This window comes from Sphingomonas sp. ASY06-1R (genome assembly GCF_052180265.1).
Classification (GTDB): Bacteria; Pseudomonadota; Alphaproteobacteria; order Sphingomonadales; family Sphingomonadaceae; genus Sphingomonas_I.
Map to the genome: position 1 here is coordinate 3,324,209 of NZ_CP197464.1, position 18,179 is coordinate 3,342,387.

The 18,179-nt window shown below is 65.9% G+C and carries 8 protein-coding genes and 1 tRNA gene; 7 read left to right on the forward strand and 2 right to left on the reverse strand.

The features are described 5' to 3' along the window. Positions 1 to 90: 90 nt before the first annotated feature. Positions 91 to 166, forward strand: a tRNA-Ala gene (locus tag ACSBM8_RS15730). Between the two features lie 360 nt (positions 167 to 526). Here the strand turns inward: ACSBM8_RS15730 and ACSBM8_RS15735 are convergent. Beyond that, a complete protein-coding gene (locus ACSBM8_RS15735) occupies positions 527 to 3,358 on the reverse strand; it encodes a TonB-dependent receptor domain-containing protein (RefSeq protein ID WP_442678938.1) in 2,832 nt (943 codons plus the stop codon). Positions 3,359 to 4,069: 711 nt separating this feature from the next. Further along, complete coding sequence (locus tag ACSBM8_RS15740) at positions 4,070 to 4,807, reverse strand: GntR family transcriptional regulator (RefSeq protein ID WP_442681619.1); 738 nt, start codon at positions 4,805 to 4,807, stop codon at positions 4,070 to 4,072. 259 nt (positions 4,808 to 5,066) lie between these two features. Between ACSBM8_RS15740 and ACSBM8_RS15745 the strand changes: the two genes are divergently transcribed. The 6 genes from ACSBM8_RS15745 to ACSBM8_RS15770 are packed head-to-tail and all read left to right on the forward strand — an operon-like array spanning position 5,067 to position 18,171. Continuing rightward, positions 5,067 to 7,367, forward strand: a complete 2,301-nt coding sequence (locus tag ACSBM8_RS15745; RefSeq protein ID WP_442678939.1) for a beta-N-acetylhexosaminidase — start codon at positions 5,067 to 5,069, stop codon at positions 7,365 to 7,367. Next, positions 7,364 to 9,949, forward strand: a complete 2,586-nt coding sequence (locus ACSBM8_RS15750) for a beta-mannosidase (protein WP_442678940.1) — start codon at positions 7,364 to 7,366, stop codon at positions 9,947 to 9,949. The genes ACSBM8_RS15745 and ACSBM8_RS15750 overlap by 4 nt, the downstream gene beginning before the upstream one ends. Then, a complete protein-coding gene (locus ACSBM8_RS15755) occupies positions 9,946 to 12,495 on the forward strand; it encodes a glycoside hydrolase family 3 C-terminal domain-containing protein (RefSeq protein ID WP_442678941.1) in 2,550 nt (849 codons plus the stop codon). Before ACSBM8_RS15750 ends, ACSBM8_RS15755 begins: the two co-directional genes overlap by 4 nt. Then, positions 12,492 to 13,913: a glycoside hydrolase family 125 protein gene (locus ACSBM8_RS15760; RefSeq protein WP_442678942.1), complete on the forward strand. Its 1,422-nt coding sequence runs from the start codon at positions 12,492 to 12,494 to the stop codon at positions 13,911 to 13,913. The genes ACSBM8_RS15755 and ACSBM8_RS15760 overlap by 4 nt, the downstream gene beginning before the upstream one ends. Next, positions 13,910 to 16,246 (forward strand): GH92 family glycosyl hydrolase, encoded by a 2,337-nt coding sequence (locus ACSBM8_RS15765; protein WP_442678943.1) that lies wholly within the window; start codon positions 13,910 to 13,912, stop codon positions 16,244 to 16,246. Before ACSBM8_RS15760 ends, ACSBM8_RS15765 begins: the two co-directional genes overlap by 4 nt. Then, complete coding sequence (locus ACSBM8_RS15770; protein WP_442678944.1) at positions 16,243 to 18,171, forward strand: alpha-L-fucosidase; 1,929 nt, start codon at positions 16,243 to 16,245, stop codon at positions 18,169 to 18,171. Before ACSBM8_RS15765 ends, ACSBM8_RS15770 begins: the two co-directional genes overlap by 4 nt. The last annotated feature ends 8 nt before the right edge of the window (positions 18,172 to 18,179 follow it).

An 18,179-nucleotide genomic window follows, 5' to 3' on the forward strand; every position in this document is an offset into this window, starting at 1 on the left:
GCGGGGCGTCCTGAGACAAGGAAGCGCAACCTGGCGTAACGGCCGTTGCATCGCGCGAAAAGCGCCGCTAAGCCGCGCTCCGCTGGTGCCGGGGCTGTAGCTCAGATGGGAGAGCGCTGCAATCGCACTGCAGAGGTCAGGGGTTCGATTCCCCTCAGCTCCACCAGCCCGCTGTGCGTCGTCTTGATGCTTCCGCCTCTTCAGCATCTCCTTCGCAGCCGTGATTCGGACGCTACGTCTGAACCCTTGATAGACCCAGGATATGGGACGTGAGGTGATTGGCGAACGCGGCGCCTGGACCAAGCAACTTTAATGGGCAGCTGTTGCGGGCCTCGCTGCCGGCGAAACACGCGCTCCGTTGAAGCCATGTGGTTCATCCGGCAGGGCATCCGTCAGATGCCAATCCCGCAGCTTGAAGCCCGCTTCCCGCTGGTGTGGCCGACCCCAATCCCCTCGCGTCAGCAAGGTTGATGAGATCGGCCACGCACTTGGCGAAGATCGCGACGTTAATTGCGATGCACGAGGATCAGAATTTAACGGTGGTGCTGATCGCGATGTTGCGCCCGAGCGCGTCATAGCGCTGCGGGAAGGTGTTGTTGTGCGCCAAGCTGATATCGTAGGAATTGGCGATCAACGGCGGGTTCTTGTCGAAGACGTTGTTGGCAATCAGGCGCAGGGTGAAGCGGCTGTCGACGTTGAAGCTCAAGGCCAAGTCGAAAAAGCTCTGAGGCCCAATACGGTAGAAGGTGGTCTGAGCCCGATCTGGCGTGCCACCGATTGCCGGGTCACCCGAGTTGTTGGCATTCGTCAGAGAGCCCGTGTAGCGCCAATTGAACGACGCGCTGAACAGCCCGCCGGGCGTGTTGTAGGTCGTCCGCAATGTGTGCGCCCAGCGCGGCAACAGTTGACCGCATCCATTGCCGAAATAGCCCGCGCAATTGCGGAGCGGCTGGATGGGCGAGTCCTGGCCGCCAGCGAAGGTGGTGAGCGATCCGTTGAAGTCGAAATCCAGGTGGCCGAAACGCGGCCCAAGCCCCAACGTATACTGGCCCTGGAAGTCGTAACCGCGCGCGATCGAATAATAATAATTGGTCGTTCCGGCGCGGATGAAGCCGCTGGTCGGATTGGACGCCGCAGACGCACTCAGCGTTCCATCGGCCGCACGCACGAAACCCGAGCAGAAATAAGGATCTGCGGTCCGCAAGCAGCCGTCATAATAATAAGAGTCGCCGTTATAGCTCAACGAATTGTTGATCTTAACCCTGTAATGATCGACCGAGAGGATCAATCCCTTGATAAAGCGCGGCTTGAGGATCAGGCCGTAGGTGAGCGTGTACGCGGTCTCCGGGTCGGCGCGGAAGCCGCCCGAGCGCACGGTGCACTGGTTGTTCGGACAGAGAAGCGTGGCGCTGCCGTAGAGATTGTCGGCGAGCCCGGTGGCCCGGCACACGTCACGCGAAGCGAGCGGCGCGGTGGTGGTTATCGTCTGGCCGGGATTGTTGGGATCCTGGATCTGGCGCGCCACCGGTGCGCAGAAATCGTTCTGGGACCCGCCCTGGCGCGAGAAGCTGATGTTGGAAGCCTGATAGCTTTCCACCAAGGTCGGCGCGCGTTGCGCCTTATTATATGACCCCCGGAACGTGATGTCCGATACGGGCGAGTAAATGCCTTCCAGCTTCCAGGTCGTGAAACGATCGGGATTCACATTATACTTGGAAACGCGGAAACCGCCGTTCCACTGCAGCTGGTGAACGAAAGGCTTGTCCTGGACCAGCGGCGCCTGGATTTCGGCGTTTGCCTCCCAGACATGCTGCTTGAGATGCACGTCCTGTCCGCCAAAGATCGTGCGGAACGGTCCATCTGCGGTAGAATCAAAGGTTTCCTTGCGGAACTCGGTGCCGAAAGCGACCGCTACGCCATCCGTCGCGAAAGGCGAGGTGATGCCATATTTGCCGAGATCGCCCGTAATGTTGAGCTGACCATCATACAGCTTGCTCACGTTTTTCTGCGTGCCCGCCGCGTCCGCGAAGAAATAGTCCATCAGCGCGCGGCTGCCGTTGCCGGCGCTGAACGCGTCGAAGGGAATACAAGCTGGGTCGGTACCGTTGATCGCCGCAACGCAGGTTGGGGTGCCGTTCACGTTGACGACGTTGAGCGCGTTGTTGACCCGGTTGAAATTGGCCTGTCCGGCCGTGGTCCAATTCTGCTGGTTGCGCGCATAGACGCCACCGAGATCGTAGGTCCAGGCGTCGCCCAACTTGCCGCGGATACCGGCCGTTCCCCGGATTCCCTTGTTGAGGTAAATATCGTCGGCGGTTGGCACATTGTTGAGGCGATAGCTGAGATCGATCGGCGCCAGCGCAGATGTGCCGGCCGCGCTTCCGCACAAGGCGGTCGCCTGCGATCCCGACAAATAGGGGTTGTTGCAATTCACCTGGTACGGTGAGGAGCCGTAGGATGCATAGGATTGCAGCACGGTCGGGTAGACGTTTCGCGACTTGTCCCGGAACCAGATGGCCGACCCGTAGAGTTCGGCGGCATCGGAGAACTTCATGGTAAAGAAGCCGCCCGCGTTGACGCGCTCGTCGGGCCGCTGGTCGTTGTAGATATCAAAGTAATTGGAGTCGGTGCCGAAGCCCGTGCCGTACGGGATGAAGGCGCGCGTGCCGTCCGGATTGTTGACCAGCCTCGTGCCGGCGAAGGCACCCGATTGCGGCGTGATCGAGCCGGCGCGGGGGTAGCCCAGATATTGGCAGGAAACAGGCCCGTCCTTGGATTGCTGCACCAAGCCACAGGCGGCGGTGGAGCGATCCGCATAACCGACCGGGTCGACGTGCTTATAATTGATGAAACCGGATATCTTCAGCCGGTCTTCCAGCAGCGACGTGCCTGCCGTCAGGGTCAAATCTGCCCGACCGCCGTCCGCGCTGTTGCCGGATGCAGCCGGAAAGCCCGCCGCATTGGCTGTCCGGGACACGATGTTAGGTGTGTTGTTGTGCTGGTAGAAGTTATAGTTCGCATCCAACCGGATGCCCTTGAAATCCGGCTTGAGGATGAAGTTGACGACGCCGGCAACGGCATCGGAGCCGTAGACCGATGAGGCGCCGCCCGTAAGCACGTCCACTCGTTCGAGCAGCGACACGGGGATGATATTGGTGTCCTGGCCGTTCTGGGTACCAATGCGCTTGCCGTCGATCAGGACCAGCGTGCGCTCGAAGCCCAGGCTGCGCAGCTTGATCCGCTGGCGGCCATCTGAATCCGAGTAGGTCTGCTGATTGTCGGGCGCTACCTGCGGCAAGCGGTTCAACACTTCCTCAACGTTCAGCGGAGCCTGCTGCCTGATGTCCTGCGAGGTCACGGATGTGATCGGGGCAGCTGCCACTGCATTCGGACGAGTAATGCGGGTGCCGGTTACAACCACCTCCCCACTCTGTGTCGGAGCCGCGGCGGGCTGATTCGCGCTAGGGGGAGGCGGACTATCTTCCGGCGTAGGAGCGACCTGTCCAGGCGCCTGGGAGTCGGGCACGCTCGCCGCGTTCACTGCGGGCTCTTCCGACTGCGGCGATGGAGACTGCGCCGACGCCACTCCGCCTAAGGACATCGCGCCTATCAGCGCCACCATCGAAACCGAGTGCCTCAGCATGCCACGCCCCTTACATCGTTACGTATACGCAGCGAGCTTCCACCAACCGGGTCAGACGTCAATACCGCTTTATAACCTTTGGTGAAGTTTGCGGGGGATGTTGCAGTCTCGTCACTGATCCCGGCAACTCGGCTTCACGTGTGCCAGTCCTTAGAAAAGGTCAGAATTCGGCCGTTTCATCCGATTTGGTTGAAGATTAGGCGTGTCCCGCAGCGAGCCAGTTTCCGTTTTCCAAGCAATACCAATCTGTTGCCTATTCTTAGGCCCGTGTTCCTTCAGATGAAGCCAGGAGTTGGCGCGCGCACGACTATGCCCTGAAGGCCGGCGGACCCCTAAGCTCTGGCACCACCAATGCGCAGCGAAGCTAATCTAGTTGCCCTGGCGACACCATCTGGCGGCGGCCCCTAGCGCGCCGCTCGTCGGGATTTAGCCGTCAGCCAGCTCCGCGACGAAGTCATAGCCGTCGCCACGATAATAGGAGCGCGTGAATTCCGAAGCACGCCCATCCCTCAGAAAACCGCAGCGCTCGATCAGAAGACCGGGAGTGCCTGTGGCTACGCCCAGCAGGCGCGCATGGTCCGGCCCGAACGGCACCGCCCGCAGCCGTTGAAGCGCGCGCACCGGCCGACTGCCTGCCGCTTCCAGCGCTACGTAAAGGCTGTCGTGCACCGCTTCGACGCCGGAGAGGCAGTAGCCCGCGATCGTGGCATATTCGAGCGCCATCGGCTGCCCGTCCGCCAAGCGGAGGCGGTGGAAACGATAGACGGGCGCCCCCGGCGAAAGACCGAGCGACAAGGCCTCCTCCGGATCGACCGTGCCCGCCACGCGGCTGATCCATTTGTTGGTAACGACCTTCCCGCGGGCGGCCATATCCTCCGAAAAGGAGGACAATTTGGAAAAGCTTTTCTCCACGCGTCCGGCGACGAACGTGCCTGCCCCACGCCGGCGGGTCAGTAGCCCTTCCTCCGCCAGCCCGGCGATCGCCTTGCGTACCGTGATGCGGGAGATGTCATATTCGACGGCCAAATCGCGCTCGGCGGGGATCGCGTCGCCAGGCGACAGCACCGCGCCCCCGATCGCCGCACGGATCAATTGTTGCAGCTGCAGGTATAAAGGAGCCGGGTTACCAGGCCGGAAGCTTCCGATCTGTTGCGAGAAGATCAAACTGAGCATCCCCCTCCGACCATGCGTCGGTGCGGCATCCTCGCCACCCATACGGCTATGACCAGATAGCAGCACGGAGATTGCTCACAATCCCTAACATCATGAGCAGGTCGGTAAGGCCACTCTGGGCTGAACGCCGCTTGCGCTTGGACCTATATTGGTTATGCATGTCGTACGGTATTGGTTTGCATGTCTTACAGCAGAGACGGGGCGCAGCATGGCGAGGTCGACACGGGCAGCTGCGTGGATGGCGGCGGCTATGGCGAGCGTTGGAAGCGCGACACCCGCTCTTGCATCGGATCGGCCGGTAAGTCTGCTGCCACGTCCCGCCAGCCTGACCTATCAGTCCGGTAGCGTGACGATTGGCAACGGTGCCGGAATTGCCGTGCCTGCCGGCGACGCGGACGCCATAGGTGCCGCCACGCTCCTGATGGCGCACGTCAGAGGCGAACGGGGTCTCGCCCTGCAATTGACAGACGGGCCGGCCGCCCTCGTCCGTTTCGTGCGGGATCCCGCCCTTATCCAGCCGGAAGCGTATCGTCTGACGGTCGGTAGAAGCGGGGTGAAGATTATCGCGGGTTCGCATGCGGGGTTCGTCAATGGCGCGATGACCATGGCCCAGCTGCTCAGCCCGGATGACCGCTTCGGCCAGCCGGTGCGGGTGCCCGCACTCACCATAGCCGACGCGCCGCGCTTCGGCTGGCGCGGGCTGATGGTGGACACCGCCCGCCACTTCGTGCCGCTGCCGACCCTCACCCTGATCGTCGACCAGATGGCGTCTGTGAAGCTCAACGTCCTCCACCTCCACCTGACCGACGATCAGGGCTGGCGCTTTGAAGTGAAGCGTTACCCGCGGCTGACGGACATCGGTGCGTGGCGGCAAGCGCCGTCCACCGGCGGCCCGCCGCCGCCCGGAAGGGTTGGTGGTTTTTACACGCAGGCGGAGTTGCGCGGGCTGGTATCTTATGCCGCCGAACGCGGCATCACGATCGTCCCCGAAATCGACCTGCCGGGCCACGCCCAAGCGCTGGTCAGCGCCTATCCGGAGATCGGCATATTGGGCGACACGCCTGCCGTCGGCCACGACTGGGGCGTCAATCCTTACCTATTGGATCCTGGTCCCAAGGGCGTGCGCTTTGTCGAGGACGTGCTGGACGAGCTGATTGACGTCTTCCCCGGCACCTATGTTCACCTGGGCGGCGACGAGGCCGTCAAGGACCAGTGGGAGCGCTCGCCCAAGGTCCAGGCGCAGATGAAGGCGCTCGGCATCACAACCGAAAATGGACTGCAAAGCTGGTTGATCGACGAATTTGGCCGCTATCTCGGCGCCAAAGGACGACGACTGATCGGCTGGGACGAGATATTGGAGGGCGGCTTGCCGCCGTCTGCCTCCGTTATGTCATGGCGGGGTGAGCAGGGCGCGGTGGACGCCGCCAATCAGGGCCACGATGTGGTGTTGTCGCCCGCGCCGATCCTCTATCTCGATAGCCTGCAGGGCGATCATGACGACGAGCCGCCGGGCCGGCTCTCCATTCAAACGCTGGCCGACGTCTACGCTTATGAGCCGATGCCTAAAGGCATCGATCCTGCCAAGGCCGGCCACGTTCTGGGTGCACAGGCCAATGCGTGGAGCGAATATCTCGCCACCCCCTGGCAGCTGCAGCACGCAATCTTCCCCCGGATCGGCGCGCTGGCGGACATCACCTGGAGCACCGAGCCGCGCGACTTCGCAGGTTTCGTGGGGCGTTTACGGCCGCAAGTCGCGCGCTGGCGCCGGGCGGGGCTAGAGGTTGCGGATTCAGCCTTTGCCGTTACGCCAAAGCTTCAGGGCAGCCGAGGCGATGCGCTGCGCGCCAACAAGGTGAAAGTCGCGCTGGCAACGCAAGCCCCGGCGGGCACGATCCGTTATACGCTGGACGGTTCAGCACCCACCCCGCGCTCGGCACGCTACCTTGCTCCGCTGGCGCTGCCGCTGGGCGTTACGATCCGCGCCGCGGGGTTCGACACGTCGGGCCGCCCGACCGCCGCATCGCGCGCCTTCGACACCGACCGTCATGTGCTGCTGACGCGTGGGGCATCGGACCTTGTATCCTGCCCGCTGGGCAGCCTGGGCCTGCGTGTGCCGCGCACGGCGGACGCAACCGCCAACGCGCCCGTCTTCAACGTCAACCTGTTCGATACCTGCACGGCTTATCCCGCCGCACCGCTCGACGTGGCGGGCGGCTTCACCGTCATTGTGGATCGGCTGGCGCGCAACTACGGACTGGCGCACGAGGCCAAGGCGGTGCGCGAGCATTATAATGTGACGGAGCACGGCGAATTGCTGGTGCTGGCCGGGTGCCAGGGGGATCGCAAGGGTCCGCCGGATGCGGACGCGCCCAAGCCGGTGATCGCAGCGAGTTTCCCGCTGCCCGATCCGGCCCATTCCCCTCCGCGCATGACCTTTTCAGGATCGCTTCCGAAAATGGATGGCGACCGCGATGTGTGTTTCCAGTTCACCTCGCCCATCTCGGAACCCTTCTACGCGGTGGAACAGGTGCGCCTGATCGAACGCCGATGAGGCCTTGGCTCCTCCTGCTGCTGCTTTACGCGGGGCCTGCCGCTGCGGCGCCCGTGACAACGATGATGCTCAATGACGGCTGGCAGGCCAGGATCGCGCCGGCGGACAAGGGCGCCTTGGCCGCACACCCGCGGGAAAGCCGGCCGTTCGCCGCGCATGTGCCCGGCAGCATCCAGCAAGATTTACTGGCCGCCGGCCGCGTGCCCGACCCCTTCAAGGGGTTGAATGAAGGCGCGATCCAGTGGGTCGGCAGCACCGGCTGGGAGTATCGGCGCCACCTGACGGTCACCCCGGCAATGCTGGCGCGCGACCATCTCGACCTTGTGTTCGACGGCCTCGACACTTTCGCAACCGTGTCAGTCAACGGACACCTGTCTTTGCGCGCCGACAACGCTTTCCGGCGCTGGCGCGTCCCCGCCAAGCCGTGGCTCCACGTGGGCGACAATGAGATTATAGTCACCTTCGCGGCGCCCGTGCCCACGGTTCAGCCGCAGGTGCTCGCAGCAGCCCACCCCCTCCCCGGCAACTATGATTCCGCGTTCGGCGACGAACCCAAGGGCAGGCAGACCTCCCCCTACGTCCGCAAGCCGCAATATAATTATGGCTGGGATTGGGGACCGCGGATCCTGACCATTGGCATCTGGCAGCCTGTGCGCCTCCAGGCGTGGGACGAGGTCCGCATCGAGCGGACGCGCGTCGACCAGCAGGCCCTGAACGATGCGGAAGCCAGGCTGGCCATCGATGTGGACGTGCGCGCCGATCGCGCAGGATCGGTCACCGTGCGTGCCACCGCGCAGGGCCCCGACGGCAGCAGTGTCGAAGGGACACAGCAGGCGAATGTGGCCGGAGGCGTCACCCGTGTCTCGGTGCCGCTGGTCATCCCCCATCCGCAGCGCTGGCAGCCGGCTGGCTACGGCGCGCAACCGCTCTACCGCGTGGCTGTCGCCGTCGAGCGCGACGGCGTACCCCTGGACGCCGCGGAACGCCGGATCGGGCTGCGCACGGTCGAGTTGATCCGGGACGCCGGTGCCATGGGCTTCCGCGTGAACGGCGTGCCCATCTTCGCCAAGGGCGCGAACCTGATCCCGTTCGATGCCTTTCCTGCGCGGGTGACGGAGGCCGCCATGCGCCCGCTGCTTCAGGGCGCGCGCGATACCAACATGAATATGCTACGCGTATGGGGTGGCGGCACCTACCTCGACGATGCCTTTTACGATCTGGCGGACGAGCTGGGACTGATGGTCTGGCAGGATTTCATGTTCGGCGGCGGCGTCCCCCCGCCCGACCCTGCCTTCCGCGCCAACGTCGCCGCGGAGGCGAACGAGCAGGTTGAGCGGCTTGGCTCCCACCCGTCCATCGTCCTTTGGTCGGGCGGCAACGAGATTCTAGCCGGGTGGGACAATTGGTCGGATCGCAAGGCGTTCAAGCAGGCGGTCGGGCCGGACGAGCAGGAACGCGTCGGCGTCGGTCTGGCATTGTTGTTCGATCGAACGCTGCGCGATGCGGTGACGGCGGGGTCGCCGGGCACGCCGTACTGGGCGAATTCACCATCCGACGATTATCAGGGACCGGTCGATACGGATGCGGCCGGAGATCGACATTTTTGGGACGTTTGGTCGGGATCGAAGCCGGTGGAGCGCTATCTCGATAGCTGCCCCCGCTTCATGTCCGAATATGGCTTCCAGGGTGCGCCCGCCCTCTCCACGATCAAGGCGTTCGCGGGGACATTGCCGCTCTCGACTGACAGTCCGGTGATGCGCGCGCACCAGAAATTCCTGGCAGGTGACGGCAACGAACGGCTGCTCCTGTACATACGCCAGCGGCTCGGCGAGCCCAGGGATTTCGCGGATTTCGTTTATCTGTCGCAGGTCGATCAGGCGCAGGCGATCGCCATGGCCGCGCTGCACCACCGTGCCTGCCGGCCGGTAACGATGGGCTCGCTCTTTTGGCAACTCAACGACGTATGGCCTGCCATCTCATGGTCGAGCATCGACCATGACGGGGGGTGGAAGCTGCTCCAATATGAAGCGCGGCGCTTTTTCGCACCGCAGGCGATCGTGGCGGAACATCGGGACGGCGCCACTCGCCTCTCCCTCATATCCGACGGGACGGAACCGCTCGCGGCCCACTGGCGGGTGCGTGCCTTCGATATGACGGGCCGGCCGCTCGGCCAACGGGAAGCGGATGTGACGCTTGCGCCCTTGTCTGCGACCGAAGCGGCGTCGCTTCCGGATGCCGATCTCTTCGCTGGCGCCGCACCGGCCACCAGCTACGCCGTCGCGGACCTTATGGTTGGCGGCCGGGAAGTGAGCCGTACGGTGATCGAACGCCTGCCACCCAAGGACATGGCCTATCCCGATCCCGGCCTTACCGCGACCTGGCAGGGCGACCGATTGACAGTAACGGCGCGTGCGCTGGCTCGTGCGATCATGCTCGATTTCGGCGCGGCTGTAGCACATCCCTCGGACAACGGCTTCGACCTGCTGCCGGGCGAGAGCCGCACGGTGACGGTCGCGTCGACCATGCCGCCTACCCAGCTGGCCCATGCCCTGACAATCCGCTCACTCGGAAGCCGCCGATGATCGCGCTCCTGCTGATAGCGGCCGATCCCGTGACTGCCACGATCGCGCGCATGACGATCGAAGAGAAAGCGGCGCAGCTGCAGAGCAGCGCCCCGGCCGATCCAAAGATCGGCTTGCCTGCCTATGATTGGTGGAGCGAGGGGCTTCACGGCATCGCCCGCAACGGCCACGCCACCGTCTTTCCGCAAGCGATCGGCATGGCCGCCACCTGGGACCAAGACCTGGTCCACCGGATCGGCGAGGTGGTATCGACCGAAGCGCGTGCGCGCTTCAACGCGCAGCCGGTAGGTGCCGACCGCCGCATCTATGAGGGGCTGACCATCTGGTCGCCCAACATCAACATCTTCCGCGATCCCCGCTGGGGCCGTGGCCAGGAAACCTACGGGGAGGACCCCTATCTTACCGGAAAGCTGGGCGTGGCCTTCATCACCGGCATTGAGGGACCAGACCCGGCGCACCCCCGCGCCATAGCCACGCCCAAGCATTTCGCGGTGCATAGCGGGCCGGAAGCTGGCCGTGACGGCTTCGACGTCGATCCAAGCCCGCAGGATCTGGAGGCAACCTACCTTCCTGCATTTCGCATGGCGGTGACCGAGGGGCATGCGGCTTCTCTGATGTGTGCCTACAATTCCATCGGTGGCGTGCCGGCCTGCGCGAATAAGGGCCTGCTCGTCGATCGACTCCGGCGGGACTGGGGATTCCGCGGCTTCACCGTGTCCGATTGCGATGCGGTGGGGAATGTCTTCCAGTTTCACCACTACCGGCTCGACGCGGCGGGCGCGGCAGCAGCCAGCCTGCGGGGCGGCACGGATCTCAACTGTGGAACCACCTACGCCGCCCTGCCCCAGGCGGTCGCGCGCGGGCTGGTAACGACGGCGGAGGTGGACGCCGCGCTCGGCCGCGCCTTCGCCGCGCGCCGCGCACTCGGTATCGCGTTCGGGGGTGACAATCCCTGGGCGCGCATCCCGCCGATCGAGGTCGCGACGCCCGCCCATCACGCGATCGCGCTGGAGGCGGCCCGCAAATCGATCGTGCTGCTGCAGAACCGGGGCGACCGGCTGCCACTGGCGGCCGGCACGCGGATTGCGGTGGTGGGCGCCGACGCCGATGATCTGGGCGTGCTGCAGGGCAATTATCATGGGACGGCGGTCGCGCCCGTGACGCCGCTGGAAGGCATCCGCCAGCGCTTCGGGGCCGCGCATGTGCGCTATGCGCAAGGATCCGTGCTGGCGGACGGCGCCCCCGTCGTGGTGCCGGAAACGGCGCTGCGAGCCGAGGGGGCGCCGGGGCTCATCGCCCAATATTTCGCCGATGGCGATTTCACGGCCAAGCCCATTCTCTCCCGCCGCGAGCGCCGGATCGATGTGGACCACAACCGTGCCGCACCGGCCCCCGGCCTGGGCGTCCGTTGGGGCGTGCGCTGGCAAGGCACGGTGGTGCCGCCGGGGCCAGGCTCCTATCGTCTTGTGCTCGACGCGCCGGCCTGCTGGAAGGATTGCACCACCCACGACGCCGCCCGCTTGTGGCTGGGTGGGAAGCAGCGTGCGGCGGGAACGTTTAACAAGGGCCGGCTGGAGATCCCCTGGGAGAGCGACGGGCGCCCGTCCTCCTTCCGGCTGGAACTGGATCATCGCAGCGAGGACGAAGGCCTGCGCCTGCTGTGGCTGCCGCCGGCCGAGTTGCTTATCAAGGAGGCGGTGGCGGCCGCCCGCGCGTCGGATGTGGTAGTGGCGGTAGTCGGCCTGTCCCCCGATCTGGAGGGCGAGGCGCTGTCGCTCAGTGTGCCCGGGTTCGTCGGCGGCGATCGCACGGACATCGCCCTCCCGCCCGCGCAAGCGCGACTGCTCGACGCGCTCCGCGCCACCAACAAGCCGCTGGTAGTGGTGCTGACCAGCGGCAGCGCGGTTTCGATCGATCCGGCAGCCGCCGACGCGGTCCTCGCCGCCTGGTATCCGGGCGAGAGCGGCGGCACCGCCATCGCCGACACACTGGCGGGCGCGAATAACCCGTCGGGGCGTCTGCCCGTCACCTTCTACGCGCGGACCGCCGATCTGCCCGCCTTTATCGATTATGGCATGAAGGAGCGGACCTACCGCTACTTCACCGGCCGCCCTCTTTGGCCGTTCGGTCACGGGCTGAGCTTCACGCACTACAGCTATAGCGTGCCCGCGCCAGCCGTGACCGTAGCGGCGGGCCAGCCGGCAATGGTGGAGGTCGCCGTTACCAACGCGGGTAGCCGCGCGGGCGAGGAAGTGGCGCAAGCCTACCTGGTTCCGCCGGCGCCGACCGGTGCGCCCGGGCTGACCACGCCCGTCCTCCAGCGCCAGCTCGTCGGTTTCCGCCGGGTGGCGCTGGCCCCCGGGGCCACCGGGCAAGTGCGCTTCACGCTCGATCCGCGCAGCCTGAGTCTGGTGGAGCACGACGGCACGCGCGCGGTGGTGCCGGGCGCCTATCGTCTGTTCGTCGGCGGCGGCCAGCCGGGCGATGCGCCAGGCGCCTGGATCGATCTTCGCATCACCGGCTCCCGCACGGAGTTGGCCAAGTGAAGCTCACCCGACGCGGGGCGCTGCTGGGCGGCCTGGCGCTGACCGCCGCCGGCCGCGCCGCTGCCCCCGCCTGGCCCGACCGCCGCCCCCCGCGCGGCGCGCGATCCTTCGCCAGTCCCGCGGTCGAGCGGGAAATCGCCCGCGTGTCGCCCCGCATCGCGGACGCCAAGCTCCGCCAGATGTTCGTCAACTGCTTCCCCAACACGCTCGACACGACCGTGCGGATGGGGACGGTGGCGGGCGCGCCTGACGCCTTCATCATCACGGGCGACATTCCCTGCCTGTGGCTCCGGGATTCATCCGCCCAGGTGATGCCCTACCTGCCGCTGGCGAGGGGTGATGCGGCCTTGCGCACCCTGTTCCGAGGACTGATCGCGCGGCAAGCGCGTTCGATCCTGATCGATCCCTATGCCAACGCCTTCATGCACGATCCTTCAGCCCCGACCAACCTGTCCTGGGCGTTGCACGATCAGACGGACATGAAGCCCGGCGTCGCGGAGCGAAAGTGGGAAGTGGACTCGCTCTGCTACCCGATGCGGCTCGCTTATGGTTATTGGCGGGCCACTGGCGACACGACGCCTTTCGATGCCACTTGGGCAGCCGCGGCCCGCGCCAGCCTGCGCACCTTCCGCGAACAGCAGCGCCGCGACGGGCCCGGCCCCTACCGCTTCCTGCGCGCGTCCGACCGGAACACGGAGACGATGGCCCTCGATGGATACGGCGCGCCCGCGCGGCCGACCGGCATGATCCACAGCGGCTTTCGCCCATCGGATGATGCCTGCGTCTATCCGTTCCTGGTGCCCGCCAACCTGTTCGTGGTGACCGTATTGCGCGAATTGGCCGAGGTGGCGGGTCAAGCACGGCGCGATGCCGCGCTCGCCAGCGACGCCCGTACGCTGGCCGCCGAGATCGCCGCCGGCCTCGCCAGCCACGGCACCATGCGGCTGACGGACGGCGCCGACGTCTGGGCCTATGAGGTCGACGGCTATGGCAACACATTGTTCATGGACGATGCCAATGCGCCATCCCTGTCGGCGCTGGCCTGGCTCGGCTGCGTCGAGCCCACAGACCCACGCTGGCAACGCACCGCAGCCGCCGCCTGGAGCTCGCGCAATCCGTACTTCTTCCGCGGCCACGCGGGCGAAGGGATTGGCGGCCCCCATGTGGGGCTGGACTGGATCTGGCCGATGTCGCTGATCGTACGCGCGCTGGCCGGCGCGGATGACGCCACGGTACGTTCGTGCCTGCGGACGCTGCGCGACACGGATGCGGATACCGGCTTCATCCATGAGAGCTTCGACGCGAACGATCCCACCCATTTCACGCGGTCCTGGTTCGCCTGGGCGAATTCCCTGTTCGGCGCGCTGATCGTCCAACTGGCCGATCACCGGCCGGCCCTGCTGGGGGAGCCTCTGTGAGCCACCTGACCCGACGCACGTTGCTCGCCTCCACCGCAGCCGCCCTCGCGTGGCCAGCTCTGGGGCTAACTCGAACGACTGACACCAGCGCACCCAACCTGTTCATCGGCACGGGCGGCGATGGCCATACCTATCCCGGCGCGACCCTTCCCTTCGGCATGGTGCAGCTCAGTCCCGATACCGACGTGGAGCGTTGGGCGACCTGTTCGGGCTATCACAAGGGTGACAGCTCCATCATGGGGTTCAGCCACACCCATTTGTCCGGCACCGGCATCGGCGACATGCTGGATGTGCTGGTGGTGCCCGCCCGCGGGCGGGTCAACCTGACGCCCGGAACGCTCGCCAACCCCGATGCCGGCTATCGCCAGCATTATTCAAACGAGCGGGCCGAACCCGGTTATTACAGTGTTGCATTGGCGAACGGCGTGTTGGCGGAGCTGACCGTGACCGAGCGCACCGGCTGGCACCGCTACCGCTTCCCGGCAGGCCCCGCGCATATCCTGATCGATCTGTCGCACCTCGCCCCCGACACGTCGGACGCGCAGCCGCTGATCGACGATGCGCATCTGGCGATCGACGCGGACGGCACGCTGACCGGCGGACGGCAGGTGTTCCGCTGGGCCAAGGGACGGCGCATATTCTTCGCGATGCAGCTGTCACGCCGCCCCGATCGCGTGACCTTCTACGGCGACGGCGACGTCAAACAGCCTGTAGGCGCGACCCGCGTCGCGGGCCGACGGCTCAAAGCAGTGCTGCATTTTGACGAGGCCGGCGGCACGCCCATCCTGGTGCGCTGCGGCCTGTCCGGCGTCGATGTCGCCGGCGCGCGTGCCAATCTCACCGCCGAGGCAGGCGATCACTGGGATTTCGATCAGGTCCAACGCGCCGCGAGTGCACGCTGGAACGATGCGCTCGGCACGATCGCCGTGCAGGGCGGCACCGCTGACCAGCGCACCATTCTCGCCTCGGCGCTATACCACGCACAGCTCGCCCCGACGCTCTTCTCCGACGTGGATGGGCGCTATCCGGCACTCGACGGCACCACCGCGCGCGTGCCCGCGGGCGGCGCGGCCCACAGCACCTGGTCGCTGTGGGACACGTACCGAGCGCTCCATCCCCTGCTGACGCTGATCGCACCCGCCCGCGCCAAAAGCCTCATCGACGACCTGATCCGCCAAACCGCCCAGTCGCCGCTTGGACCGCTCGTCTGGCCTCTCCAGGGCAAGGAAACCGCGACGATGATCGGCTGGCACGGCGTCGTGCTGCTGGCGGAAGCGCAAGCCAAGGGCATCCCCGCCGACTATGCGGCCGCCTGGCCCGCCATCCGGCGACGCAGCTTCGACTTCGCCGCGCCCGATCGCGACAACAGCCTGGGCCGAGACCTTTACGACCGGCTGGGCTATGTGCCGGCCGACAAGGTGGTCGAGAGCGTCAGCCGGACGCAGGAATATGCCTATGACGATTGGGCCTCGTCGCACATCGCGCGTCGCGCGGGGGCGGGGTCCGATGCCGATCGACTGCTCCGGCGCTCGCACAACTGGCGCAACGTCGTCGATGGCCGCATCGGCTTTGCCCGGCCGCGTTTTGCCGACGGCAGTTGGTGGGCCCCCTATGATCCCGTTCAATTGGGCCATATGCCCAAGCCGTGGTGGCGGGACTATACCGAAGCCAACGGCTGGCAGACGACGTTCCTGAACCAGCACGACGTGTACGGGCTGATCGCGCATATGGGCGGCGATGCGGCGTTCGAGGCAAAGCTGGACGCGCTGTTCACCGCGCCCTCGACGCTCCCAGCCAATGCGCCGCCCGACATTTCCGGCATGGTCGGTCAATATTCCCACGGCAACGAGCCGGACCAGCACGCGGCTTATCTCTACACTTATGTGGGCGCGCCGTGGAAGACGCAGGCGATGGTGCGACGCCTCTGCACCGAAATGTACCTCAACGATCCCACCGGCATCATCGGCAACGACGATTGCGGGCAGATGAGCGCCTGGTTCGTCTTCTCCGCACTTGGCTTCTACCCCGTCGATCCGGTGGAAGCGGCTTATGTGTTCGGCTCGCCCCTGTTTGAACGCGCGGAGGTTCGGGTGGGCGGCGGCCGCACGCTGCTGGTCGAGGCGCCCGGAAACCGTGCCGACACGCCTTACGTCACAGCTGTGCGCTGGAACGGCCGGCCTTGGACCCGCAGCTGGATCGCTCATGGAGAATTGGCCCGTGGGGGCCGCCTGCAGTTCACGATGAGCAGCACGCCAAACCCCGCCTTTGGCCGTGCGCTGGCCGATCGGCCGCCTTCCTTCGGCTCCCCTCCGCCTTCGCAAGGACGCTCATGAATCCGGTTTCCCGCCGCACCCTTCTTGCTTCCGGCCTTGCCGCATCCGCGTCCGCCACGCCCGTGCTGGCAGCACCTACGGTCGCACCGCCGAAGCCGTGGGGTGCGACGCCCAGCCCGCGCCAGCTCGCATGGCACGCACGCGAACAATATGCCTTCGTGCACTTCTCGATCAACACGTTCACGGGACGCGAATGGGGTTATGGCGATGAAAGCCCTGCTCTGTTCAACCCGACCGATTTTTCCCCGGCGCAGATCGTCGCGGCAGCCAAGGCCGGCGGCATGCGCGGCATCATCCTCACCGCCAAACATCATGACGGCTTCTGCCTGTGGCCGACGCGGCTGACGGAGCACTGCATCCGCAACAGCCCCTATAAAGGTGGCCACGGAGATGTGGTGGGTGAGATGGCGGCCGCGACCCGCGCGGCGGGCCTTGCGTTCGGCCTCTATCTTTCGCCCTGGGACCGTCACCATCCGGACTATGGCCGCCCCGCTTATCTCGATTATTTTCGTGCACAGATTACGGAGCTGTGCACCAAATATGGCGAATTGTTCGAATTCTGGTTCGACGGCGCGAATGGCGGCGACGGCTATTATGGCGGCGCGCGGGAGACCCGCAAGATCGATGCGCCCCGCTATTATCGCTGGCCCGAACTGATCGCGCTCGTCCACAAATACCAGCCGATGGCTTGCACCTTCGACCCGCTGGGTGCCGATATCCGCTGGGTCGGTAACGAGGATGGCATCGCCGGGGACCCCTGCTGGCCCACCATGCCCAACCACCTCTATGTCCAGGCGGAAGGGCAAAGCGGCGTGCGCGGAGCCCCGCTCTGGTGGCCGGCCGAGACGGACGTGTCGATCCGGCCCGGCTGGTTCTACCACGCCGACGAGGACGATAAAGTTAAGAGCCCGGAACGGCTGCTCCAGATCTTCGATACCTCCATCGGCCGGGGCACCAATCTCAACCTAAACCTGCCGCCGGACCGGCGCGGGCGCCTCGCCGACATCGACGTCGCCACCCTCAAGGCGTTCGGGGACGCGCAACGTGCCACCTTCGCGGACGATCTTGCCCGGGGCGCGGTGGCGACAGCCAGCGCAGAGCGGGGTCCTGCTTTCGCAGGGGCGCGCGCGATCGACGGGCGGCGCGACACCTATTGGTCTACGCAAGACGGCGTCACCACGCCGAACCTGACCATCGCGCTGCCGCCGGGCCGCGCGTTCGACGTGGTGCGTCTGCGCGAGCATCTGCCGCTCGGTGCGCGCGTCACCCGCTTCGCCATCGACGCGCAACATGACGGCGAAAGCTGGACCACGCTGGCAGAGCATGAGGCGATTGGTCCGCAGCGCATCATTACCCTGCCTCGCCTCGTTACCGCGCGCCGCGTTCGACTGCGGATCATCGAAGCGCCTGCCTGTCCCGCCATCAGCGAGTTCGCGCTGTTCAAACGCGTCGCGCCGGCGGCCGTGCGCGTCGTCTCCACTCGCGATCCCAGCGTGCTGGCGCGGTCCGGCTGGCACATCGCCGCGGCGTCCGCGGCCGGCGCGGAGGCTGCCATCGATGGCGATCCCCTCACCTCCTGGACGGTTATGGCGCCGAGCGTGGCTTCTCCCGCCACCATCACGATCGATTTTGGCGCAGCGCATGTGCTGGCGGGCTTTACCCTCACGCCGGAACGGAAGCCCGCCACCGGAGTGGCGCCGCCGCGCGGCTATAGGGCGGAAACCAGCCGTGACGGCCGCAAATGGGAACCAGCTGGCAGCGGTGAGTTCCCGAACATCGCTTATGCGCTGCAGACGCAGCGCATCGCATTCGACCGTCCGCGCGCTGCGCGCCTGCTCCGGCTCACATTTGCCGCCACCGCTGTCCCGGCCGCCAAGCTGGCCGTGGCGGAGATTGGCGTGTTTCTGCCAACTGCCGCCGCGTAGGCATAGAT

Coding starts and splice junctions, on each gene's coding strand:
- ACSBM8_RS15745 (WP_442678939.1), top strand. CDS start 5,067: ATGGCGAGCGTTGGAAGCGCGACACCCGCTCTTGCATCGGATCGGCCG.
- ACSBM8_RS15750 (WP_442678940.1), top strand. CDS start 7,364: ATGAGGCCTTGGCTCCTCCTGCTGCTGCTTTACGCGGGGCCTGCCGCT.
- ACSBM8_RS15755 (WP_442678941.1), top strand. CDS start 9,946: ATGATCGCGCTCCTGCTGATAGCGGCCGATCCCGTGACTGCCACGATC.
- ACSBM8_RS15770 (WP_442678944.1), top strand. CDS start 16,243: ATGAATCCGGTTTCCCGCCGCACCCTTCTTGCTTCCGGCCTTGCCGCA.